Origin of the sequence: Neorhizobium sp. NPDC001467 (genome assembly GCF_050275975.1) — a bacterium.
Classification (GTDB): Bacteria; Pseudomonadota; Alphaproteobacteria; order Rhizobiales; family Rhizobiaceae; genus Neorhizobium.
This window is the reverse complement of sequence record NZ_JBNNPS010000002.1, coordinates 178885-200645: the sequence shown is the minus strand read 5'-3', so window position 1 is coordinate 200645 and position 21761 is coordinate 178885. Positions and strand designations below refer to the sequence as shown.

Annotated in this window: 19 protein-coding genes; 11 read left to right on the top strand and 8 right to left on the bottom strand. The window is 59.2% G+C overall.

The window, feature by feature from the left end; genetic code table 11:
* The first annotated feature begins 26 nt into the window (after nucleotides 1-26).
* The 6 genes from ACQKKX_RS05855 to ACQKKX_RS05830 all read left to right on the top strand — a co-directional run bounded on the left by ACQKKX_RS05855 (nucleotide 27) and on the right by ACQKKX_RS05830 (nucleotide 7190).
* The gene (locus tag ACQKKX_RS05855; RefSeq protein ID WP_427569526.1) at nucleotides 27-1046 is read left to right on the top strand and encodes a Gfo/Idh/MocA family oxidoreductase; all 1020 of its coding nucleotides are present in this window, start codon (nucleotides 27-29) and stop codon (nucleotides 1044-1046) included.
* Nucleotides 1047-1124: 78 nt separating this feature from the next.
* Nucleotides 1125-2147: a Gfo/Idh/MocA family protein gene (locus ACQKKX_RS05850; protein ID WP_427569525.1), complete on the top strand. Its 1023-nt coding sequence runs from the start codon at nucleotides 1125-1127 to the stop codon at nucleotides 2145-2147.
* 31 nt (nucleotides 2148-2178) lie between these two features.
* Nucleotides 2179-4089, top strand: coding sequence for a bifunctional 5-dehydro-2-deoxygluconokinase/5-dehydro-2-deoxyphosphogluconate aldolase (locus ACQKKX_RS05845; protein ID WP_427569524.1), 1911 nt, complete (start codon nucleotides 2179-2181; stop codon nucleotides 4087-4089).
* A complete protein-coding gene (gene iolD / locus ACQKKX_RS05840) occupies nucleotides 4086-5930 on the top strand; it encodes a 3D-(3,5/4)-trihydroxycyclohexane-1,2-dione acylhydrolase (decyclizing) (protein WP_427569523.1) in 1845 nt (614 codons plus the stop codon). Before ACQKKX_RS05845 ends, iolD begins: the two co-directional genes overlap by 4 nt.
* A 46-nt stretch (nucleotides 5931-5976) precedes the next feature.
* The gene (gene iolB / locus ACQKKX_RS05835; RefSeq protein ID WP_427569522.1) at nucleotides 5977-6789 is read left to right on the top strand and encodes a 5-deoxy-glucuronate isomerase; all 813 of its coding nucleotides are present in this window, start codon (nucleotides 5977-5979) and stop codon (nucleotides 6787-6789) included.
* 11 nt (nucleotides 6790-6800) lie between these two features.
* The gene (locus ACQKKX_RS05830) at nucleotides 6801-7190 is read left to right on the top strand and encodes a tautomerase family protein (RefSeq protein WP_427569521.1); all 390 of its coding nucleotides are present in this window, start codon (nucleotides 6801-6803) and stop codon (nucleotides 7188-7190) included.
* A gap of 71 nt (nucleotides 7191-7261) precedes the next feature.
* Here the strand turns inward: ACQKKX_RS05830 and ACQKKX_RS05825 are convergent, their stop codons facing one another.
* The gene (locus ACQKKX_RS05825; RefSeq protein WP_427569520.1) at nucleotides 7262-8260 is read right to left on the bottom strand and encodes a LacI family DNA-binding transcriptional regulator; all 999 of its coding nucleotides are present in this window, start codon (nucleotides 8258-8260) and stop codon (nucleotides 7262-7264) included.
* Between the two features lie 475 nt (nucleotides 8261-8735).
* On the opposite strand from ACQKKX_RS05825, the gene ACQKKX_RS05820 reads away from it, so the two are divergent.
* From ACQKKX_RS05820 to ACQKKX_RS05805, 4 genes are all read left to right on the top strand, one after another.
* Nucleotides 8736-9290, top strand: a complete 555-nt coding sequence (locus ACQKKX_RS05820; protein ID WP_427569519.1) for a sugar dehydrogenase complex small subunit — start codon at nucleotides 8736-8738, stop codon at nucleotides 9288-9290.
* 17 nt (nucleotides 9291-9307) lie between these two features.
* A complete protein-coding gene (locus ACQKKX_RS05815) occupies nucleotides 9308-10918 on the top strand; it encodes a GMC family oxidoreductase (protein WP_427569518.1) in 1611 nt (536 codons plus the stop codon).
* A 1-nt stretch (nucleotide 10919) separates the two neighbouring features.
* Nucleotides 10920-12371: a c-type cytochrome gene (locus ACQKKX_RS05810; RefSeq protein ID WP_427569517.1), complete on the top strand. Its 1452-nt coding sequence runs from the start codon at nucleotides 10920-10922 to the stop codon at nucleotides 12369-12371.
* A gap of 183 nt (nucleotides 12372-12554) precedes the next feature.
* On the top strand, nucleotides 12555-13202 hold the full coding sequence (locus ACQKKX_RS05805; protein WP_427569516.1) for an HAD family hydrolase: 648 nt from the start codon (nucleotides 12555-12557) through the stop codon (nucleotides 13200-13202).
* Nucleotides 13203-13581: 379 nt separating this feature from the next.
* On the opposite strand, the gene ACQKKX_RS05800 is transcribed toward ACQKKX_RS05805, so the two are convergent.
* From ACQKKX_RS05800 to ACQKKX_RS05770, 7 genes are all read right to left on the bottom strand, one after another.
* A complete protein-coding gene (locus tag ACQKKX_RS05800) occupies nucleotides 13582-14271 on the bottom strand; it encodes a metal-binding protein ZinT (RefSeq protein WP_427570099.1) in 690 nt (229 codons plus the stop codon).
* Between the two features lie 1207 nt (nucleotides 14272-15478).
* Nucleotides 15479-16423, bottom strand: coding sequence for a zinc ABC transporter substrate-binding protein AztC (aztC, locus tag ACQKKX_RS05795; RefSeq protein WP_427569515.1), 945 nt, complete (start codon nucleotides 16421-16423; stop codon nucleotides 15479-15481).
* A 24-nt stretch (nucleotides 16424-16447) separates the two neighbouring features.
* On the bottom strand, nucleotides 16448-17323 hold the full coding sequence (gene aztB, locus ACQKKX_RS05790) for a zinc ABC transporter permease AztB (RefSeq protein ID WP_427569514.1): 876 nt from the start codon (nucleotides 17321-17323) through the stop codon (nucleotides 16448-16450).
* Nucleotides 17320-18126, bottom strand: a complete 807-nt coding sequence (aztA, locus tag ACQKKX_RS05785; protein ID WP_427570098.1) for a zinc ABC transporter ATP-binding protein AztA — start codon at nucleotides 18124-18126, stop codon at nucleotides 17320-17322. The genes aztB and aztA overlap by 4 nt, the downstream gene beginning before the upstream one ends.
* Before the next feature lie 204 nt (nucleotides 18127-18330).
* Nucleotides 18331-18594, bottom strand: coding sequence for a hypothetical protein (locus ACQKKX_RS05780; RefSeq protein ID WP_427569513.1), 264 nt, complete (start codon nucleotides 18592-18594; stop codon nucleotides 18331-18333).
* The gene (locus ACQKKX_RS05775) at nucleotides 18591-19718 is read right to left on the bottom strand and encodes a CobW family GTP-binding protein (RefSeq protein ID WP_427569512.1); all 1128 of its coding nucleotides are present in this window, start codon (nucleotides 19716-19718) and stop codon (nucleotides 18591-18593) included. The genes ACQKKX_RS05780 and ACQKKX_RS05775 overlap by 4 nt, the downstream gene beginning before the upstream one ends.
* Nucleotides 19719-20026: 308 nt before the next feature.
* Nucleotides 20027-20278, bottom strand: a complete 252-nt coding sequence (locus tag ACQKKX_RS05770) for a hypothetical protein (RefSeq protein ID WP_427569511.1) — start codon at nucleotides 20276-20278, stop codon at nucleotides 20027-20029.
* Between the two features lie 141 nt (nucleotides 20279-20419).
* Between ACQKKX_RS05770 and zigA the strand changes: the two genes are divergently transcribed.
* The gene (gene zigA / locus ACQKKX_RS05765; protein WP_427569510.1) at nucleotides 20420-21622 is read left to right on the top strand and encodes a zinc metallochaperone GTPase ZigA; all 1203 of its coding nucleotides are present in this window, start codon (nucleotides 20420-20422) and stop codon (nucleotides 21620-21622) included.
* The last annotated feature ends 139 nt before the right edge of the window (nucleotides 21623-21761 follow it).

The window sequence follows — 21761 nt, the reverse complement described above, 5'->3', positions numbered from 1 at the left end:
ACAAGAACCATCTCAGGAACATTACCATGACATCCAAAAACCCTGTCAGAGTTGGCCTTATCGGTGCTGGCCGCATCGGATCCTTTCACGGTGAAAGCGTCGCCCGTCGATTGGTGGATGCGGGGCTGGTCGCGATCGCGGATCCCGCCGAAGGAGCCGCAGCCAAACTCGCTGCCACACTGGGCGTAGATAATGCCTATACGGACGTCGGGGCGATGTTGGCACAGCCGGATCTCGAAGCTGTCATCATAGCCACCCCTGCTCGGTTTCACACCAATATCCTCGTCCAGGCAGCCGAAGCCGGAAAAGCGATTTTCTGCGAGAAGCCTATGTCCCTGACATTGGAAGACGCCGATCGGGCGATCGCAGCCGCGAGGTCCTCAGGCGTGCCGCTCCAGGTCGGCTTCAATCGGCGCTGGGACCAGGCATTCGCGGAGGGACGGGCAGCGATAGACGCTGGCAAGATCGGTGCGCCTCAGCTAATTCGCTCGCTTACCCGCGACCCCGGCCCATTCGGTGCCGATCCCGACAAGATCCCCTTGTGGACGATCTTCTATGAAACCCTCATCCATGACTTCGATACGCTTCTGTGGCTAAATCCGAACGCTACGCCCGTGGAAGTGTCCGCGATGGCCGATGCTCTCGTCCGTCCCGATGCCCGCGACAAGGGTTTCCTCGATACCGCCGTCGTCAACATCCGCTTCGACAACGGTTCTATCGCCGTCGCGGAAGCAAACTTCTGCGCGATGTATGGTTACGACATCCGCGGCGAGGTCTTCGGTTCCGGCGGCATGGTCACGATGGGCGACGTGCGTCGTTCGAGCATGACGCTCTTCGACAAGAATGGTGTCTCAAACGACACCTGGCGCCGTGACACCGAGCATTTCGTCCACGGCTATACCGCGCAGCTTGCATCCTTCGTGAATTCCGTGCGCAGTGGCGACATCGGCGACGCGCCATCCGGCATCGACGCTCGGAATGCACTGGCCATCGCGCTGGCTGCGATTGAATCCGTCTCGAAGAATGCTCCCGTTCGCCTCGGCTGATCTCATCGGAGCGAGGCGGCCTCGGATGTCGCCTCGCCCCTCCTCCGGATTGTCCACATCAATCAGACGACCACATCGTTGAAGGAGATAGGCAAGGTGTTGCGAATTGGAATCATAGGAACCGGAGCAATCGGCAGCGATCATGCCCGGCGGATCAATCATGTTCTCACGGGTGCGCGGATTACCGCTCTTACCGATGTCCACCAGCCGTCCGCGGAAACCGTACGGGATACGATCGCTCCGGACGCCAGGATTTTCAATTCGGGCGAAGAGCTTATTTCTTCTGCTGAAATTGATGCCGTACTCGTCACTTCGCTCGGGGCGACCCATGAAGCCTACGTCCTGCAATCGATTGCCGCGGGCAAGCCTTGCTTTTGCGAGAAACCGTTGGCCCACACGTCCGAAGGGGCGAAACGGGTGGTCGACGCGGAGACCGCTTACGGAAAGCGGTTGGTTCAGGTCGGTTTCATGCGACGTTTCGACCGTGGCTACATAGCCCTGAAGAATGCCGTCCGGCACATCGGGTCTCCCGTCATGATCCACGCGGCCCACCGCAACCAGTCGGTGCCGGGTACATACACCACACCGATGGCCATCCATGAAACGCTCATACACGAGATCGATGTCCTCCGCTGGCTTCTCGAAGACGACTACGTCTCTGCCCGCGTGGTGTTTCCACGTTCGGCGGCCCGCAGTCATTCCCAACTGAAGGACCCGCAGATCGTCTTGCTTGAAACCGCGAACGGCGTGGTCATCGACGTGGAAATCTTCGTGAACTGCCACTACGGCTACGACATCCAGTGCGAGATCGTCGGAGAGGATGGCGTGGCCAGGCTTCCAGAGCCGTCGGCAGTCGAGATGAGAGTGAACGGTACACGCCAGAACTCGATCCTCACAGACTGGAAGGATCGCTTCGTCGACAGCTATGATGTCGAGTTGCAGGCCTTCATCCGATCGGCAAGTTCCGGCGTGCCGGGCGGCCCCAGCGCGTGGGACGGATATGTGGCGGCGATCACAGCCGATGCCTGCGTCAGGGCGCAGGAGAGCAATGGCGCCGAGGTCAGGATCGATCTGCCGCCTCGCCCTTCCCTATACGATTGAAGACACCACCCGTTCAGAACTGGAAACGTCCATGACCAGAAATCTTGATGTGATTACGATCGGCCGGAGCTCGGTCGATTTATACGGCGCACAGGTTGGCGGCCGTCTGGAAGACATGGGGTCTTTTCGCAAATACATTGGCGGCAGTCCGACCAATATCGCCTGTGGGGCTGCAAGACTCGGCCTGCGGAGCGCGGTTATCACCCGGGTGGGTGACGAACACATGGGGCGGTTCATTCGCGAGCAGCTAGGCCGCGAGGGGGTCGACACTCGTGGGGTGATCACGGACCCGGAGCGTCTGACCGCGTTGGTGCTGCTTGGAATTCGCGATGAAAATCAGTTTCCGTTGATCTTCTATCGCGAGAATTGTGCTGACATGGCGCTGGACGAGGGTGACATCGATGCCGCGTTGATTGCCGATGCCCGCTGCGTCGTCGCCACCGGGACCCATCTTTCCCATCCCAACACCGCCGCGGCTGTCATGAAGGCGCTGGATCTGGCCCGTCGAGCCGGGGCAAGAACGGCGCTGGATATCGACTATCGACCCAATCTGTGGGGAGTGGCCGGGCACGGAGACGGCGAGAGCCGTTTTGTTGAAAGCCGCGCGGTCACCGAGAAGCTGCTGTCGACGCTTGGGCTGTTCGATCTCATCGTCGGGACAGAAGAGGAATTCCACATCGCCGGGGGTTCTACGGATACGATCGAAGCGCTTCGTGCCGTACGCTCGGTAAGCGATGCGATACTGGTCTGCAAGCGCGGCGCGCTCGGAGCCGTGGCCATGGAAGGCGATATCCCCGACGATCTTGACGACGCACAGGCGGGACCCGGGTTTCCAATTGAAGTCTTCAATGTTCTCGGAGCCGGCGACGGCTTTTTCGCGGGGCTGCTCCGGGGATGGCTCGATGACGAACCGTGGTCGGTGACACTCGGCTACGCGAACGCCTGTGGCGCATTTGCCGTAAGCCGTCATGGCTGCACGCCCGCCTATCCTAGCCTCGAGGAGCTGAGGTTCTTCCTGAAGCGCGGCGTCCGGAGACCGGACCTTCGCAATGACGTGGAGTTGGAGCAGCTACACTGGGCGACGAATAGAAAGGGTGACTGGTCCACGATGCGCGTCTTTGCGTTCGATCATCGAATGCAGATTGAACAGATGGACGGTTACTCGCTGGAAAAGGCCGGGCTTTTCAAAGAGCTCTGCCTGAAGGCCGCTCTGGCGGTTCAGAACGGGCGGCCCGGCTACGGTATTCTCTGCGACAACCGGATCGGTCGCAAAGCCCTGCACGCGGCAGCGGGAACCGGGCTGTGGGTAGGGCGACCTTGTGAGTGGCCGGGATCGAGGCCTCTGGAGCTTGAACCCGAACTGGGTCTTGACTGCGGCGGCCTGGAGGAATGGGCGCGGGACAACGTTGTCAAGGTCCTTTGCTTCTGTCATTCGACCGACACGCCGGAAACCCGTGCAAGGCAGGAAGAGACGATAAAGCGCCTATACCTCGCCTCGCGCAGGAACGGCCTCGAGTTTCTGCTTGAGATCATCCCCTCCAAGGTCGCCGAGGTGGATGAAGGCACCACGGCCGCACTCATCCGGCAATTCTACCAGGCGGGTATCTATCCGGACTGGTGGAAGCTGGAGCCGATGACCACGCCGCAGGCTTGGAAGAACGCGATTGCCGCAATCGAGGAATACGACAGACATACCCGGGGGATCCTGGTTTTGGGACTGGAAGCGCCCGAGGATCAACTGGCGGCATCTTTCCGTGTCGCTGCGTCATTCGATCTGGTCAAAGGGTTCGCGGTTGGCCGGACGATTTTCGGTGATGTGGCTCGCCGATGGTTCTCCGGCGACACCAATGATGACGAAGCAATAGGAGAGATGGGCCGTCGCTATGGCCGCCTGTGCGAAATTTGGGACGCCGCGCGTCACTCAAGCGAGGAAGCAGCATGACAAAGACGATCCGGCTTACCGCGGCGCAAGCTATGATCCGGTGGCTTTCCGTTCAGATGACGGAGGATGGCGACCGCTTTATCGAGGGTATGTGGGCGATCTTCGGACACGGAAATGTCGCCGGGATCGGTGAGGCACTTCAGGGTATCGGAACCGCGTTTCCTACCTGGCGCGGTCAGAACGAACAGACCATGGCACACGCCGCCATTGCGTATGCGAAAGCAAAAAAGCGAAGAGGGGCGCACGCCGTCACCTCTTCGATCGGTCCCGGTGCGACGAACATGGTCACTGCGGCAGCGCTTGCGCACGTCAACAGACTTCCCGTCCTCCTGATCCCGGGAGACGTGTTTGCCAGCCGTAGACCGGATCCTGTCCTCCAGCAGGTCGAAGATTTCGACGATGGCACCGTATCGGCGAACGATTGCTTCCGTCCGGTGAGCAGGTATTTCGACCGCATCACCCGTCCGGAACAGTTATTGAGCGCTCTTCCCAGAGCTTTGCGGGTGATGACGGATCCTGCGGCGTGCGGTCCCGTCACACTGTCATTCTGCCAGGACGTGCAGGCGGAGGCGTACGATTGGCCGGAGGCGTTTTTCGAGCCTCGGGTATGGATCATCCGTCGCCCGGAACCCGACCGTGCCGAACTCGCGCAGATCGCTGATATGATCCGACGGGCAAAGGCACCTGTGCTCGTCTGCGGCGGCGGGGTGATCTACTCGCAGGCTGAGCAAGCACTGTCGGAATTCGCCACTCGCCATGGCATTCCGGTCGTGGAAACGCAGGCTGGGAAATCGGCTCTCGCGCAGAAGCATCCGATGAACTTCGGAGCTGCGGGCGTCGACGGATCCGCGGCTGCTAACGCTCTCTGCGAAAAGGCTGACCTGGTGATAGGTGTCGGCACCCGCTTCCAGGACTTCACCACGGGGTCCTGGACACTATTCAGCGAGCCTGATCGCAAGATGGTGTCGATCAATGTACAGCCGTACGACGCCTTCAAACACGGTTCGGCGGGCCTTGTAAGCGACGCACGCGTCGCATTGGAAAAGCTTTCTGAAATGCTCGAGGATCACAAAGCGCCCAGCTACGACCCCGAGACGCGGGAACAGTGGCTTGAACAGGTGGACGCCCATTGCGCCGCTCCGCTTGCTTTGGGAAAAGATCATCTTCCGACGGATGCTCAGGTGATCGGCGCGGTCCAAAGGGCTTCCACGGACAAGACAGTCGCCATGTGCGCGGCAGGCACGATGCCCGGTGCTCTCAAGCTTCTTTGGCAGCCTTCGCAAGGCGGCTATCACATGGAGTATGGCTATTCGTGCATGGGCTACGAGGTTGCAGGCGCGATGGGCATCAAGCTGGCTCTTCCCCACAGAGACGTCGTCTGCTTCGTCGGAGACGGCAGCTACATGATGGCAAATTCCGAACTCGCCACGGCGGTCATGCGGCGCATTCCCTTCACCGTCGTCCTCACTGACAATCGTGGATACGGGTGCATAAACCGTCTCCAGATCCATTGCGGCGGCGAAGAGTTCAACAACATGTACAAGGACTGCGAGATAGACCAGCAGCCTGAGATCGACTTCGTCAAGCAAGCAGCCTCCATGGGCGCTCATGCAGAGAAGGCGAAAGACATCGCTGATCTTGAAGCCAAGGTCGTGGCGGCCCGAAACCGCGACATCCCAACCGTCATAGTCATCGATACGGATGCCCGTCCGGATCCCGGAGAAGCTGGCGGCGGTCACTGGTGGGACGTTGCCGTGCCAGAGGTCGGACAAACTACGAAAAGCAGAGACGCAAGGTCACTCTACGCCCAGAAGCAGACACTGCAAAACCTGGTCAACTGACCCCGCGTCACAGGGTTCGACAGACAGTTTCATCGGAAAGAGAAAAATGCCCGATCTTCTTCGCAAACCTTTTGGCACTCACGGCAGGGTCCACGAGATCACTGCAGCCTCCGCAGGCTGGCGCTACGTCGCTTTCTCGCTTTATCGGCTTCGAACCGGAGAGAAGGTTTCGGAACTCACGGGTTCGAACGAGGTGATCCTTGTCATGGTGGAGGGCAAGGCCTCGTTTTCTGCGGCAGGAACCGAATGGGGTGTCTTGGGCGATCGTATGAACGTCTTCGACAAAACGCCGCCGCATTGCCTGTATGTCCCCAATGGGACCGAATGGGAGGCGGAAGCGGCTTGCGACTGCGTCATCGCAGTTTGCGGCGCGCCGGGGTTCGGTGGTCATGAGGCCAGGCGAATTGGCCCCGAAGGTATTACCCTGACCGAGCGGGGAAAAGGAACGAATACGCGCTACGTCAACAACATCGCCATGGAGAACGAGGACTTCTGCGACTCGTTGCTGGTGACCGAAGTCTTCACGCCCGCAGGGCATTGGTCGAGCTATCCTTCGCATCGCCATGATGAGGATGACTTTCCCCGTATTACCTATCTTGAAGAGACCTACTACCATCGGCTCAATCCTGCGAACGGGTTCGGCATCCAGCGTGTCTACACCGACGACGGCAAGCTGGACGAGACGATGGCGGTTTCCGACGGAGACGTCGTTCTTGTTCCAAGGGGCCATCACCCCGGCGGGGCACCATACGGGTTTGAGATGTATTATCTCAACGTGATGGCCGGACCATTGCGAAAGTGGCGCTTCATCGCCGCGCCGGAAGTCGTCGAGATCATGGAACGAGACGCTCAGTCCTGAGGGATTACAACATGCCTTTAATCAAGATACACACGGCAAGAGGGCGCGGTCGTGAGGAGATCGACGCGCTGCTCGATGCCATCCACGAGGCGATGGTGGCAGCTTTCAAGGTGCCTGAACGAGATCGCTATCAAATCCTTATGGAACACGAACCGACGCATATTCGTGCCCTCGATACAGGTTTATCGATCCAGAGAAGCGCGGCGTTTGTTCTCCTGGAGGTCGTGAGTCGGCCGCGAACCCGGGATGAAAAAATGAATTTCTACGCAGGTGTCTGTGCTGCGCTGGAAGCGAGATGCGGCATCGCGCCGAGCGACGTGATGATCACGTTCGTCATCAACAGCGATGACGACTGGTCGTTCGGGCTGGGGCGCGCGCAATTCGTCACCGGAGACCTGTAGACTGGCCGTTCCCGGCATGCCTGTGTTCGCGCGAATGAAATGCAGAGCTTCCTCCGAGCGCAAGACAGCCGTCAGGGTCGGGGGGCTATCGACCGACGCAACTGCAGTTCAACGGGAAGGAGCTGAGATCGAGCAACGGGATCGCCATCCTCCAGCAGGTGCAGCATCGCAGCGACGGCAGCACGTGCCTGGGTCGCGGGATCCTGGCGCAATGTCGTAAGCGAAAGCATGTCTGCCGCCGCATACGGGATGTCGTCGAATCCCACAAGGGAGACGTCGTCCGGAACCTTGAGACCCCATTCCTGTACAGCGGCTGCAGCACCCATGGCGACCAGGTCGTTGTGCGCGATTATCGCCGTCGGCCGGGGTGTTTCGCCCATCAGCTTCAACGCACTCTCGCGCCCGACGGCAAGGGTCGCTCCGCCGATGATCTCGCGCGGTGTCAGCGAGGCGGCAGACATGGCATCCCTGTAGCCATCAAGGCGTCGCGCACTGCCCGGAGAGCTGCCGCCGCTGATGAATGCGATGTCTTTATGACCGGACGATATCAGATGAGCGACCGTCGTGCTCACTCCTACACGGTCGGCCCCGGTGACAGTGTAAACACGCTCGTCATCTACTTCCTTGCCGATGTAAACGCACGGCAACATATCCGCTATCCTGCGGATCGTTTCGTCTTCATGCGGTGTGGATATGCATATGATCCCTGCGACCCGCAGCTCTCGCAGTCGTTCGGCTTCTGAAAGAACCGGGCCCTCGTGATACGCGCGTAGGGACACGACCGCGTCATAACCTGCTTCACCGAGAGCGATATCGACCTGCTGCGCCAGAAGCATCTGGAATGGATTGAAGGGTTCCCCGATCATGATTCCGATATTGCGCGTCCTGGTGGACGCGAGGTTGCGGGCGGCAAGGTTCGGTCTGTATCCGATCCGATTAGCGACGTTCTGGATATGCAGACGGGTTTCCGGTGTCACTCCGGGATGATTGCTCAAGGCTCTCGACACATGGGAACGGGATAGCCCGGCCGCGGCGGCGACGTCATCGAGTGTCGCGAACCTCTTGTTCAAAACTGGCCTCATGAAACGTGGAGTGGCGAAAAGGCATAGCGCTCACAGCCTATCTTGTCACCTCCGCACCGAAAAGTGAATGCGACATGAGAGCGCTCCCATTTTTTGACTTTACGCAAGGGAGCGCTTCCATTAGAGCCACCGTGGGAGGAGGGAACGGATTTGGAGCCCTCCATGTTTGGGGAAGCATCACACAACCGCGGTCACTGTCCGGCCAGGACATTCGCCGCCAACAGACCGATTCCACCGCCCTGAAGCACGGGCGGTTCGATCTGCTTCGATTGGGGCATGAATGCCCGAGCGTCAATCAAGCCGCTAATCAGACCAGCGGGTTCATTCCAGACGCAGCCTCTGAATCTCATTCCAAACCGAGTTTTGCTTGCGACGCATCCGTGCCGCAAACGCACCCATTTTGCCATCGCGTGCCTGCATCTTCCCCTGTCTTTCCGGGGTAGGCACCAAGACCGGAGACATCATGTCAATCAACCAACAGAGTGAGGGACCCGCCCGCTTCGAGATCAGCAGGCGTGGCCTTATCCGTGCTGGCCTTCTGGCCAGCGCCGCAGCGGTCGTTCCGTTCGCATCGCCGTTTGCAGCGGATGCCGCCAACCTATCTGCTCCGTCCGACTTCGCGGCCATGTCGCAACTTCTTACTGGCCATCCTGTCCGGACCGAGCTGGTAGAGCGCGCCTGGCTGGCGCTCATTGGTCGCGAACAGGACTTCGGGTCCCGGTACGCCGCGTTGTCACGCGCCATTGCTGCAGCGGACTTCAAGGACATGAAGGACTGGAGCACCTTTTCTGCCGCTCTTGACGAGCCGACCAAGAGCGCCGCGGTCGCGGTCATCAGCGCTTGGTATCTCGGCGTCGTCGGCAAGGTCGATGACGAAGGTGAGAACGGTCCCGACTTCATCACCTACGAGAACGCCCTGATGTGGCAGCCGACGATCGATGCGACCGTCATCCCGACCTACTCCAAACTTGGACCCGGCTGGTGGGGTGAAGTCCCGTCGACCGTATCCACCGACTGAAGCTGTAAGGAAAAACAATGTCCGACAAAATCTTTGATGCTGACGTGATCGTCGTTGGCTCGGGCGCGGTGGGGAGCCTCGCAGCCCAGAAGATCGCCAAGGCCGGAAAGGCCGTCATCATTCTTGAAGCGGGTCCACGAGTCCCTCGCTGGAAGATCGTCGAGGCGTTCCGGAACTCCGGCAACACCTACGCGGGCGGCGGCAATCGCAACGCTCCTTACCCGAACGTCCCGTGGGCGCCGACGTCCTTCACGCCGAACTATGTCGAGAACACGGGGCCGATCCAGTACAATCCCTATACCCTTCGTCTGGTGGGCGGAACAACGTGGCACTGGGGCGGCGCGTGCTGGCGCAACCTGCCGAACGACTTCAAGCTCAAGTCCGTCTACGGCGTCGGAAGGGACTTTCCGATCACCTATGATGATCTCGAGCCATTCTATTATGAAGCAGAAGTCGAGATGGGCATCTCGGGCGACGACAATGCCGACTACTCGGGTCACGGCGGCGCACCATTCCCTCCGCGTCAGCACCCCTACCCGGTCCGTCCCCAGGCTACGACCTATTTTGCGAAACGCTTCGCCGAGCGCCTTGGAGCGGGAGGATACCATTATACGTATCAGCCGAACGGACGCGCGACGGATCCTTACGGAGAGCGGCCCGCTTGCGTCGGCAACAACAACTGTTCCCCGATCTGCCCGATCGGCTCGCAGTATAGCGGCGACCGCGACACCACCAAGGCGGAGAAGCACGGCGCCAAGGTCATATCCGACGCGCCGGTCTACAAACTCGAGAAATCGGCCGACGGAAAGTCGATCGTCGCCGTGCACTATCACGACAAGGAAGGCAACACGCACCGCCTGACTGCACGATACTTCATCGTCGCTTCCAACGCGATCGAGACCCCGCGTCTGCTTCTGCTCTCGGATGTTGCAAATTCGTCTGACATGGTCGGCCGCAATCTTATGGACCACCACGCTTTCTCCATGAACCTGATCGCGGATGAGCCCATGTGGTCCGGCCGCGGCCCCATCCAGCAGGGCGACATCCTGAACCGTCGCGACGGTCCATGGCGCTCGGAGTACAGCTCGATCCGTTATGAGATCGGGAATGGCGTGGGCAATGTCGACATCACGCGCGCGCTCCTCGCCAAGGGTGTCGTCGGTCCCGAATTGGACAAGCAGATCAGACATATGTCCGCGCGCTGGACACCGATTTCCGCACAGCTCGAACATCTGCCGCTTCCGGAAAACCGCATCACCCTGTCGTCGAAGAACAAGGACATGTTCGGCCTTCCTCTTCTCAAAATCCATTTCGACGTCACCGACTACGAAAGGCGCGGCTACGACGTCGTCATGCAGGATTACCTGGAATTCCAGAAGCTGCTCGGCGCGGAAGTCTTTTCCAAGAACACGACGGTCTGGGAGAACCGGGCCCATCCAATGGGAACCGTGATCATGGGGGAGGATCCGAAGGACTCGGTCGTCAACCACGAATGCCGGACATTTGATCATCATAACCTGTTCCTCGCCACGACCGGCGTCATGCCGGCGGCCGCGTCGAACAATCCGACCGTCACCGGGTGCGCATTGTCGCTCAAGGCAGCCAGCCATATTCTTGCGGAGATCTAAGATGAAAACGCTCCACCTGAACTTTGCATTGGCTGCCGTCGCTTCGCTTACGATGGCTACGTCGGCCAGCGCCGACGAGAGCGCTGATCGTGGTGCCTACGTCGCCATTCAGGCAGATTGCAACGCATGCCACATGAACCCTGAGCGTAAGGATCAGCCCTTCGCCGGAGGCTACAGGATTCACTCTCCCTTCGGCGAGATCGTCGCGTCCAACATCTCGCCGTCCAAGGAATTCGGTATCGGGACATGGACGGAGGCGGAATTCGCGCGAGCCATAAGAGAGGGCGTCTCGAAGGATGGAAGCAATCTCTATCCCGCCATGCCCTATGTCGAATACTCGCAGATGAGCGATGGAGACATCCACGACCTCTACAACTACTTCATGAAGTCGGTGAAGCCTGTCGACGCCGCCCCCGAGGCGAAGACATCTCTGGAATTTCCTTTCAACTTCCGCATCGCAATGACGGGCTGGAACATGTTGTTCCGCCCGACGCCCGGGTCCACCAAGTTCGATCTCTCAGACGAGATCTCACGCGGCAAATATCTTACGGACGTCATGGGGCATTGCACGACGTGCCACACGCCTCGCGGATTCTCGATGAATTCCGACAACGCGCAATACCTTGGCGGCAGCGATCTCGGCGGCTGGTACGCCCCCAACATAACCTCCGACAAGATGTCCGGTGTCGGGAGTTGGTCGATCGATGAGATGGCGAGCTACCTCAAGAACGGCAGGCTGGCGGGCAAGGCCCAGGCCGCAGGTCCGATGGCGGAAGCCGTCGAACACAGCTTCAGCAAAATGCGGGACGAAGACCTGCATGCAATCGCTGCTTACCTCAAGACGGTGCCCGCGATCACGAGCCCGGCAGAGGCGACGAGTCCGGCTTCCTCGGCCGATCGCGCCCATTACGATTTCGAAGGTGCGAAAGCACAGTCGGTGCTGATGGCGGCCGTTGCAACTACCCCCATCGGCAAGGATTTGCTCGAGACGAGGATTAATACCGACACTTCGGGCGTGACGGATGGGGCCCGGCTCTACGTGAACGCATGCGCCACATGTCACATGCCAAATGGTGCGGGCACTTCGGATACCTACTATCCGTCCCTGTTCAACAACGCCACGGTCGACACGGCCATCCCGAACAATCTCGTGATGACGATACTCGAGGGCGTCCATCGAGATGCCAACGGACATCACGCGTTCATGCCCGGGTTCAGAGAAGACTTCACCAACGAGCAGGTAGCCTCGCTCGCAAACTATGTCTCTCAGACTTATGGCGGGGGCAAAATGAATGTCACGTCGGACAAGGTGGAGGAGATAAAGAATGGCGGCGCTACGCCTTTGATCAAGAAGCTGGTGCCTTGGGCCATCGCCGCAGGACTGTTCTTGGCCGCCGCTATTTTGGCCCTGCTTGTCATGTTGAGATTGCGTCGCGCATCCCCGGCGACGTAATGACACTCCGCGATCGGTTATCCCGGCCGATCGCGGATCAATTCGCTATGCGCAACGGCGGCCCTGGTATCATGCCGGGCGAGCAGTGAGGCAAAGCCCGTTGTCAGTTCCCGACGGGACATCTTGGTAGATCGTGACGGCCCTCTTGGGCAGATCGATGCCTCTCGACAGTAAGGAACAAAGATGACTCTTCATTTCTCAGGCGTTGTCCTCGATCTGGATGGGCTGCTTCTCGACACGGAGAGACTCCAGTTCGAAGTCGGGCCAGCAGTCTTGAGTAGCCTCGGCTATGATCTCGAGCCCACATTCTTTCGGAGTCTTGTTGGCATCGACCGGACTGAAAGTGCGAGGCTGATCAATCTTGAACTCGGCGCGACTATTGACACGGCGGAACTCGATCGTGTCTGGAACGAAGCCATGGATGACAGAATGCGGGACGGCATCCCTTTGCGTCCAGGCGTTCATGACTTCCTAGACGCGCTGGACCAACGCAGTTTGCCTCGGGCCATCGCGACGAATAGCGTAACCGCGCGAGCAGAATGGAAGCTTGAACATGCAGGCCTTCTTCGCCGAATCGACGCTGTCGTGGGTGTTGACAAGGTCGCGCGCGGAAAACCCGCTCCAGATGTCTATCTTGCTGCGGCCAAGGCGCTCGGCTTGGAGCCATCCCAATGTATCGCATTGGATGACAGCGATCTCGGTGTGCGGGCTGCGATGGCGGCGGGCATCGACAAGGTCATCCAGATTCCTGATCTCGTTATGAGTAAGGATTTGAGTGCTCATCATCAGGTCGAGTCGCTATCGGACGCCCGCACCCTCCTGGGCATCTAGGTATCAAGGGGCTAGCGTCAGCCTGAGTGCTGAAAATCGTTTAATCGCTTCTGGCGCTTTTGCGCCACGAGGGCGGATCGGCCAGTTGCGGACGTTTCTCTAGCAATCCATCCTCAATCAAAGTCTGTCGCAAGATTTGGTGCTTGGCGATGGTCAAACATATACGCCTGTGTCGCTTGGGTGTCCTCGCCAGTTCCATGTCAAGTTTCGTTGCGAGATCAGGCCTGGTTGCAGACGGTGGAAACTCGGCGGTTAAGTAGGTCTAATCAGCGGACATCGCCACAGCGTGTGGCGATGTCCTTCAGCGTCGTCCGCTTTTGCCGCTGTCGCGCACTGGCGGACCCGGCCCAAACAAACCGGTCATCGGAGTGCCCGAATGTTAGTGGGCCTTCATCTCGCTGACGATCTGCTCCGCATTCATCGAAGACGGATAATAGGTCGGCCAGTTTGTCACTTCGTTGAGAAGTGCTGCACGATCATCGCCCCAATAGAGGTGGTAGTGATCGGCTTTGCCGGGAGCGATGCCGTGATCGCTGAACTGGATGAACTGCGGTGCGGCAGCATCACCTTCAGTCTTCTTGAAGATAAACCGCACGCCGCGATTGCCCTTCTTATAGGTCAGGATTTCCTTGCCGTCATAGGCATAGCTCGCCTTGGAAGGTTTTCCATCCTTGTAGAATGTCACGGCTTCGCCTTCGATGGTGATGCGATCGACGTCGGTCTTGTAGCCGACTTCGTATTCCTTCCGGATATCCTCGACGCTCGCAGTGCCCTTTTCGGCCTTGTGCTTCCATACCGGATCAAGCGTGCCGTCCTTCAGGAAGGGATAGACCGACTGCCAGTCCCCGGCGTAGTCGGCAAGCGGACGATCCATGACCTGGCTGTCCTCGAAGTAGCCTGCGTAGATCTTCGGGTCGCCGTGGCTGTGACCGTGGGCGTGATCATGGCCGTCGTGGTCGTGGCCTTCGCCATGTTCGTGGACCTTGCCGCTGCCGCCGGCGACAGCGATGTTGTACGGCTTGCCTTCAACCTTGATAGTGCCGACTTCCTTGAGCTCCGTCTTCGAGATTCGGCGCACGACACCTGCATTCGGATCGCTCATGACAATCTCGTCACCGGCCATGGCGATGCGCGGACGCGGATCGTTCCAATGGCCGTCCATGGAATAGGGTTCGGTGACCTTGGCGGTCTTGGAGACCTTGCCGTCGAGAACGTCAATCTGGTTGAGCGAGCCATCTTCAGTCAGAACGTAACCGAAGCGCGCGTTCGCTGGATCGAGCGCGAAATCAATGCGACGGAATGGCAGTTCGATATAGCGGAAGTTCGGGGCATCGACCGGATCGACGATCACGAGGCCCTTGGCACCATAGTTGCCCATGAAGACCTGCATGCTTTTTGCGCCGAGCAGAGTGCCGGTAGTCTGTCCACTCGGCAATTCAGCCGGGTACGGCAGCATCTTGGTGACCGGACCATCCGCGCTCGCGGTAACGGTGAGAATTCCTTCCTTGCAGCCTGCAGCCAGGTAGGCGCCCGAGAATGCTTCGCCGTGAATTCCCGTGCAGGTGGCAACGTCCCCGGCAGGGGTGCCGTCGGCCTTGACTGCCTGTAGGCCGACGCGCGTCGGAGCAGCGTCACCTTCGACCGGAGCATCGGATGCGACGGTCGTGACCCAGCCGTTGCCGACGGGAGCTGCAAAGCCATGGTGAGCGCGCGCCTGCTTCAGGCGAACGGATTCGATTTCACCATGCGAGAGCTCGTGCGCATCGACGATGTCGTTGTAACCGCCCTTGTCGAAATTGATGACGATCTTGCCGTCGTGATCGATGACGTGGAATGGTCGCGGACCAGTCAGGGGTTTTTCCACGGCCTTGGGATCGGAGATCTCGATATCGGCATGGTCGCCATGCGCATGCAGCGATATCCCGCTGTTGATGAAGTTGACCGCATCATCATCCGACTGGACCGAAACGATCGCTGCGCCCTCGTTGGCACTGTAGAGCTTGTTCTGACCTTTAGTCTCGAAGGTCCAGCGGTTCTCGGGTTTGCCCAGGTCGAAGGCGGTTACTTTCCCTGCTTCGTGATCGGCGACGAATACGCGATACAGCGTAACGTCTTCCTCGTCGTCGTGCGCGAATGCCTGGTGGCCGATGGCACCTCCGGAAAGGGCCATGGCCGACACCCCGATGATCAGATTTCTAACGTTAGTCACGCTTCTCTCCTATTAAATGATATATCGTAACGCTCGTGGATCGCAGCGATGCTGCTTGGTGTTGGTTTCACGCGCCGTTGATCGCGGCCGCGATGGTTCTGACATTGTATTTCATCATCTCGATATAGCTCGCGGCCGGGCCGCCCGGAGGGGACAGAGCGTCCGAGTAGAGTTTGCCGCCGAGCTTGAGTCCCGCCTCGGAAGCAATCTGCTGCACGAGGCGGGCGTCCGAAATGTTTTCGGCGAAGACCGCGGCCGCACGCTTCTCACGGATCTCGCGAATGATCGAAGCTACATCGGCGGCAGATGCTTCCGACTCCGTGGAAACACCCTGCGGTGCGAGAAAGGTTACGCCGTAGTTCTGTTCGAAATAACGGTATGCGTTATGAGCGACCACAGCGACCCGACGGTCCTGCGGAATGGCATTGATCACGCTCTTGATATCACTATCGAGCGCGGTCAGCTTCTCATCATATGAGGCGGCATTCTTCTCGAATATCGGGCAACCCGCAGGGTCGGCTGCGCAGAATGCCTTGGCGACGTTCTTTACGTAGACTTTGGCATTCGGGATGGATTGCCATGCATGGGGATCGTTGGGCGTGGCATGAAAGATCGCCTTCCCGTCAACGTAGTGATAGTGCCCGCCCTTGGGATCGTTCAGCACTTCGGCGCCGTCTGTCAAAACTGTGACGGGAGCCTTGGCCTCGCTTGCTTCGATAAGGCGATTCATGAACCCCTCGAACATCAATCCATTGGTCAGGATTACGTCAGCGCGCGCAAGCGCCAGTGCGTCCGCCGGACGGGGCTCGTAGACGTGTGCGTCGCTGTCGGGGCCAACGAGTGTTCTCAACTCAACACGATCCCCGCCGACAACGGTGGCGAAGTCACCGATGATGGAGAAGCTGGCGACGACCGAAAGCTTTCCGTCCTGTGCGTGGACCGGCAGTGCCAGAGCCATCGGACCGAGCGCCATGAACGTAAGGCTGGCAAATAATCGAGACATTTTTTTCATTTCAAATTCCAGATCGGTTCGAGTTCATGCCGCCCTGTGAGCAGACCGGGGCAGTCGGGAAAGAAGCAGCCCGCGAGGACTGGCAACGACTGAGACAAGGTAGAAGACGCCCGCAGACAACATGATGGATGGGCCGGAGGGCAGAGAGAGATGGTAGGAAAGAAGCAACCCGCCGATCGACGAAAAGAGTCCGATGGCGATTGCCATCATGCACATGATCGAAACCTGCTGCGTCCAGAACCTGGCAGCGGTCGCCGGAAGGATCATCAGCCCCACCGCAAGCAAGGTACCAAGAGCCTGAAAACCCGCGACCAGATTGGTAACGACCAGACCGAGGAAGACAAAGTGGACAGGCGATCCCAGCCTGGATACCGACCGCAGGAACAGGGGGTCCATACATTCGGCCACCAAGGCGCGCCAGAATATCACGAGCGCAGCAAGGGTGAGGACGCAAACCATTCCGATCAGGATCAATGCGTCGTTGTTCAACGCCAACACAGTGCCGAATAGAACATGCATGAGATCGACGCTCGATCCGCGTAGCGACACCATCAGCACGCCAAGAGACAGAGAGATGAGGTAGAAAGCCGCCATCGAAGCGTCTTCCTTCTGCACTGTGAGGCGCGCCACCACCCCTGCTCCAAGGGCGACGATTATTCCGGCGATGAGGCCGCCGATCGTCATGGGCACGATCTCCAAACCGTACAGAAGAAATCCGGCCGCGGCACCGGGGAGGATCGCATGCGCCATGGCATCGCCGGTCAGGCTCATACGCCGAAGCGTGAGGAACACTCCGACCGGGCACGCGCTAATCGAGAGCATGACCGCGCCCGAGAGTGCTCTTTGCATGAACGCAAACTCGACAAACGGCTGGATGACTGCGTCGTACAACAATGTCATAGCGCCCCCACCCGTGCGGCATCCCGCTTGTGTGCGTGGCCCTCGAAGTGGTTTGCGAAGTCCGAGCTGCCGATGCCCCCGCACCAGGCCGCGCTGTCGTCCCAGGCCTGACGGTAGCGCCGAGCCATGAGCAGGTGTTCCTCAGACAATGTCTGGCGAGATGCGCCCCAGGCCACCGGGTGGCGCGCAAGCAGCAGCGCTTCCGGGAAGTTCTCCCTCACGAGCTCGAGATCGTGAACGACGACCATGATTGTACGACCTTCGTTGTGCCAAGCCTTGATCAAGGCAATGAGATCGACAATCGTCTGCTCGTCGACGGCGTTGAAAGGCTCATCGAGCAGAATAAGGTCTGCATCCTGGACCAGAACGCGGGCGAAGAGTGCGCGCTGCATCTGACCGCCGGACAGCGTGTCGATCGCGCGTTTCTCAAAACCTTCAAGGCCTACGGAAGCGAGCGTCTTCGATACCACTCGCATGTCTTCGGCCCTGTGGCGGCCCAGCAACCCACGGCGGGGCCAGAGACCTAGAGAAACCAGGTCGATGACACGGGCGGGAAAGGAACGGTCAATTTCGGACTGCTGCGGAAGATAGGCGAGCCGCGTTCCCGGGGCGATCGAGCACGTGCCGCCCATCGGCTTCAGCAGTCCTGTGATGCCCTTCATTAGGGTCGACTTGCCGGAGCCGTTTCCCCCAACCACGGCCAGAAGGCTTCCCTTGGCCACATCGCCACTGAGGTGATGTACGGCCGGGTGCTGGCCATAGCCCAAGGTCAGGTCGCGGAATGTCAGGCAGGCGTTCGGCACGTCGGGAATGTCTCTCATCGATCCAATAGGGGGAGCCGGAGAATACCCGCTCATGTAATGTTATATCGTCTACAGGCCGATTTTCGGCGAGGCAATCCATAAAATTGCCTGCTCACTGAAAATCAAAAATTCCGCTCCGAACGGCGGCTGATGGCCACAAAGACGGTTCGGACAGCCGGGAAGCGATGTATTTGGCTTCCGCAACTAAAGAGCGCCCGCTAAGGTCGCCCTGGTCACGTCCTCCATTGCCATATGCAAGGAAACCTGACTCGTCTCGCCGTCGTGCATCACCAGCACCACGGTTTCCTTAGGCGGGCAGTCGGGCAGTGAACAGGAAAGCTCGTTCACTGATACGACTGCGTCCTCTGGCAGAGCCAGAAGCTCCCGTATCCAGGCTTTGATCTCCCCTGCTTTGGCGACAAGGTTTGGTGATCGCCGCCCCAGGGGATTATTGAAGGGACTGTTCATCGTGATCTCCGCCTTTTCCGTGATTGCCGTGGCGCCAGGACTTCGAACAGATCCCGGATCGGACCGAGCGGCATATCCTGACCAATCAGAACGACCCGCGTGGAGCGATCATCGTCCGGCCAAGCATCGAGCCGCTGCAGGGGATAGAGTTTGTGCTGCACGGCGTGCGCGACGATGGGTCGGTCGGGATCGTCGGTGACAGCGAAGATCCCCTTGAGCCGAAGCAGCCCGGAATTCACATTGGTCGTCACGATATGAAGGAATGTCATGACCGCCTGAGGATCGAGGGGTACGTCGTGGACAAGCGGAACCGCTTCGATCTCATCACCGTGTCGGTTTCTGTCGTGCAGATGGTCGGCGTGACTTGTGAGTGCCTCCATGGCAATCCAGCCGCGAACGTCCTCGTTGCGTCCAGCGAGCGAGTACCGTCGATGGTCGAACAGATCACTCAGCACAAATGCAGGATCGTTGCGATCGTGATACCGGGCAGCGGGATTAAGGACACGCAGTTCGGCAGGCCAGTCGTGCGCGTCTGGAACCAGATCGGTCTTCGTGAGAACGACATGGTCCGCGAATGCGAGCTGCTTCCAACCCTCCATGATGCTTTGCAGCATCGTTCGACCACTCAGGACATCGAACGCGGTGACGACCCCAGCGAGATGGAAGTTCCGGGCGACGATGTAATCGCGCAGACCGATGGCAGGAGCTCCGCCGGGGATGAGGCTGTTGATGATTGGAGCCGGGTCGGCGAGACCTGTCGTCTCGATGATCACCCGATCGACAGGCGATACCTGCCCCTTCTCCACCGCATCGTGAAGCTCGTGCAGCGAAGCTCTGATATCACTGGTCGCGGTGCAGCAGATGCACCCTGTCGTGGTCTGAAAATAGGTTTCGGATCCCGTTCGAACAAGCACGTGATCTATTGCGACACTACCGAACTCGTTCACGATGACAGCCGCATGCGCCATTGCGGGATCCTGAAGAATCTCGTTGAGCAACGTCGTCTTCCCCGCACCGAGGAACCCCGTCAGCAGCGTAACCGGGATGGATTCTTTGGCTGGCCGGGATGGAGCGTGCGACGTTGGCGTGACGATTTTCCGCTTCGCAAAAGGGTTGGTGAACATGTCTCCTTGCTTGGTTTGCTGCGTTTCGCGTTCGCGGAGCCTCCGCTGGATCGCATCCGATGTTGGGCGGACGTGCATCGACCGCGAAAGGCCTTGACAGTCGCGTCATATGTAATGGTATTACGTCGGTCAACGATTGTTTTGTTATAACATAACGTTCGCCGTCATCATGCGATGCCACGCTCGGCGGTTCCTACCCATGGAGGATGAGGCGCGTGCGTTCAGGCAAATTTGCAGAACTGAGGTTGACCCGGCATCAGCACCTGGTGCTTTCGGCACTCGAAGGAACGCCGCTCACGGCATATCGCCTACTCGATGCGCTCAGAGACGGTGGCCTCAACGCACCTTTGCAGATCTATCGTGCTCTCGGACGCGTACATCGGCTCGAAAGCTTGAACGCATTTGTAGCCTGCGGCCACGCATCGCGTGGCCATGGGCGCGATCAGATTGCAGCCTTTCAGATCTGCGCGGATTGCGGCAGGGCCCAGGAACTCCACGAGGAACGCGTCGCTCTCACGCTCAAGCGCCATGCCCGGATGAATGGCTTCGAGATAAGCCACAGCAGTCTGGAAATCCACGGTGTCTGCGAAGAATGCAGAATATCGGAGCGACCGTCCATCTGCGAACGGTGACACAAAATCCGTGTGCGACCGAAATGCGAGCCGCACCTATATTCCCTACAAACGACGGAGATGCAAAAGATGTCCAAATTGCCGGTCACGGTATTATCCGGATTCCTTGGTGCCGGGAAAACGACTCTCCTCAATCACATCCTCACAAACCGCGATGGTCTACGCGTTGCCCTCATCGTAAACGACATTAGCGAGGTCAATATCGACGCCGCGCTGGTGCGCGATGGCGGAGCCAACCTCTCGCGGACACAGGAGCAGCTCGTTGAGATGACCAACGGCTGCATTTGCTGCACACTGCGCGACGACCTGCTTCAGGAAGTTCGCTCACTCGCTGAGCAGGGGCGGTTCGATTACCTACTGATCGAATCCACTGGTATTGCCGAGCCGCTGCCTGTCGCCGCAACATTCGATTTCCGCGACGAGAACGGCCGCAGCCTGTCGGATGTGGCAAGGCTCGACACGATGGTGACCGTCGTCGACGCAGCCAACCTGCTGAAGGACTACAGTTCCTCCGACTTCCTGTCCGACCGCGGCGAGACGGCTGGCGACGGCGATGACCGCACGCTGGTGGATCTCCTTGTCGAGCAGATCGAGTTCGCCGACGTCGTCATTCTCAACAAGATCGGGACGGCCACAGCGGAACAGCGAGATGCTGCTCGCAAAATCATCACCAGCCTGAACGCCGACGCAAAACTCATCGAGGCCGATTTCGGCAAGGTCGATCTCAAGGAAGTGCTGGGTACCGGACGCTTCGATTTTGCGAAGGCGGAGACACACCCGCTCTGGTTCAAGGAGCTTCACGGTTTTACAGATCACGTTCCCGAAACAGAAGAGTACGGAATCCGGTCCTTCGTCTACCGTGCCCGGAAGCCCTTGGATCCTGCGAAGTTTCAGTCCTTCATCAATCGCTCATGGCCGGGCGTGGTGCGCGCGAAAGGCTTCTTCTGGCTTGCCACGCCTCCGGATCACGTTGGCGAGCTCAGTCAGGCGGGCGCCCTTGTGCGGACGCAGAAGATGGGACTGTGGTGGGCCTCGGTTCCGAAGGACCAGTGGCCCCGCGATCCAGGTTTCATGGACATGATGAAACCCTACCTTGATCCCGTCTGGGGCGACCGGAGGCAGGAGATCGCTTTTATCGGCGCAGACCCCATGAATGAGGAAGCAATCAGAGCGGAGCTGGATGCATGCCTGATCGAGACGACCGAGTTTGCCCCTGATCGCTGGCGCGCCCTGCGCGATCCGTTCCCCTCGTGGCAAAGGCAGGCGGCGTGAAGGCTGTCAGGGCAATCGCTGAACCGAGGCGGTCCTCAAGGTTAGCGGGTGGCCTAGTTTTCGTCATGATGTCAATCGGCGCGGAATGTTGCCCCCTCATCGGCTTTCAATATCAACCCCTGCGGGCGATCAGCGCTTG

What these genes read in the sequence shown, in the direction of transcription:
- ACQKKX_RS05855 (WP_427569526.1), top strand. Translation starts at nt 27, where the DNA reads ATGACATCCAAAAACCCTGTCAGAGTTGGCCTTATCGGTGCTGGCCGC.
- ACQKKX_RS05845 (WP_427569524.1), top strand. Translation starts at nt 2,179, where the DNA reads ATGACCAGAAATCTTGATGTGATTACGATCGGCCGGAGCTCGGTCGAT.
- iolD (WP_427569523.1), top strand. Translation starts at nt 4,086, where the DNA reads ATGACAAAGACGATCCGGCTTACCGCGGCGCAAGCTATGATCCGGTGG.
- iolB (WP_427569522.1), top strand. Translation starts at nt 5,977, where the DNA reads ATGCCCGATCTTCTTCGCAAACCTTTTGGCACTCACGGCAGGGTCCAC.
- ACQKKX_RS05830 (WP_427569521.1), top strand. Translation starts at nt 6,801, where the DNA reads ATGCCTTTAATCAAGATACACACGGCAAGAGGGCGCGGTCGTGAGGAG.
- ACQKKX_RS05820 (WP_427569519.1), top strand. Translation starts at nt 8,736, where the DNA reads ATGTCAATCAACCAACAGAGTGAGGGACCCGCCCGCTTCGAGATCAGC.
- ACQKKX_RS05815 (WP_427569518.1), top strand. Translation starts at nt 9,308, where the DNA reads ATGTCCGACAAAATCTTTGATGCTGACGTGATCGTCGTTGGCTCGGGC.
- ACQKKX_RS05810 (WP_427569517.1), top strand. Translation starts at nt 10,920, where the DNA reads ATGAAAACGCTCCACCTGAACTTTGCATTGGCTGCCGTCGCTTCGCTT.
- ACQKKX_RS05805 (WP_427569516.1), top strand. Translation starts at nt 12,555, where the DNA reads ATGACTCTTCATTTCTCAGGCGTTGTCCTCGATCTGGATGGGCTGCTT.
- aztC (WP_427569515.1), bottom strand. Translation starts at nt 16,423, where the DNA reads ATGAAAAAAATGTCTCGATTATTTGCCAGCCTTACGTTCATGGCGCTC.
- aztB (WP_427569514.1), bottom strand. Translation starts at nt 17,323, where the DNA reads ATGACATTGTTGTACGACGCAGTCATCCAGCCGTTTGTCGAGTTTGCG.
- ACQKKX_RS05780 (WP_427569513.1), bottom strand. Translation starts at nt 18,594, where the DNA reads ATGAACAGTCCCTTCAATAATCCCCTGGGGCGGCGATCACCAAACCTT.
- ACQKKX_RS05775 (WP_427569512.1), bottom strand. Translation starts at nt 19,718, where the DNA reads ATGTTCACCAACCCTTTTGCGAAGCGGAAAATCGTCACGCCAACGTCG.
- zigA (WP_427569510.1), top strand. Translation starts at nt 20,420, where the DNA reads ATGTCCAAATTGCCGGTCACGGTATTATCCGGATTCCTTGGTGCCGGG.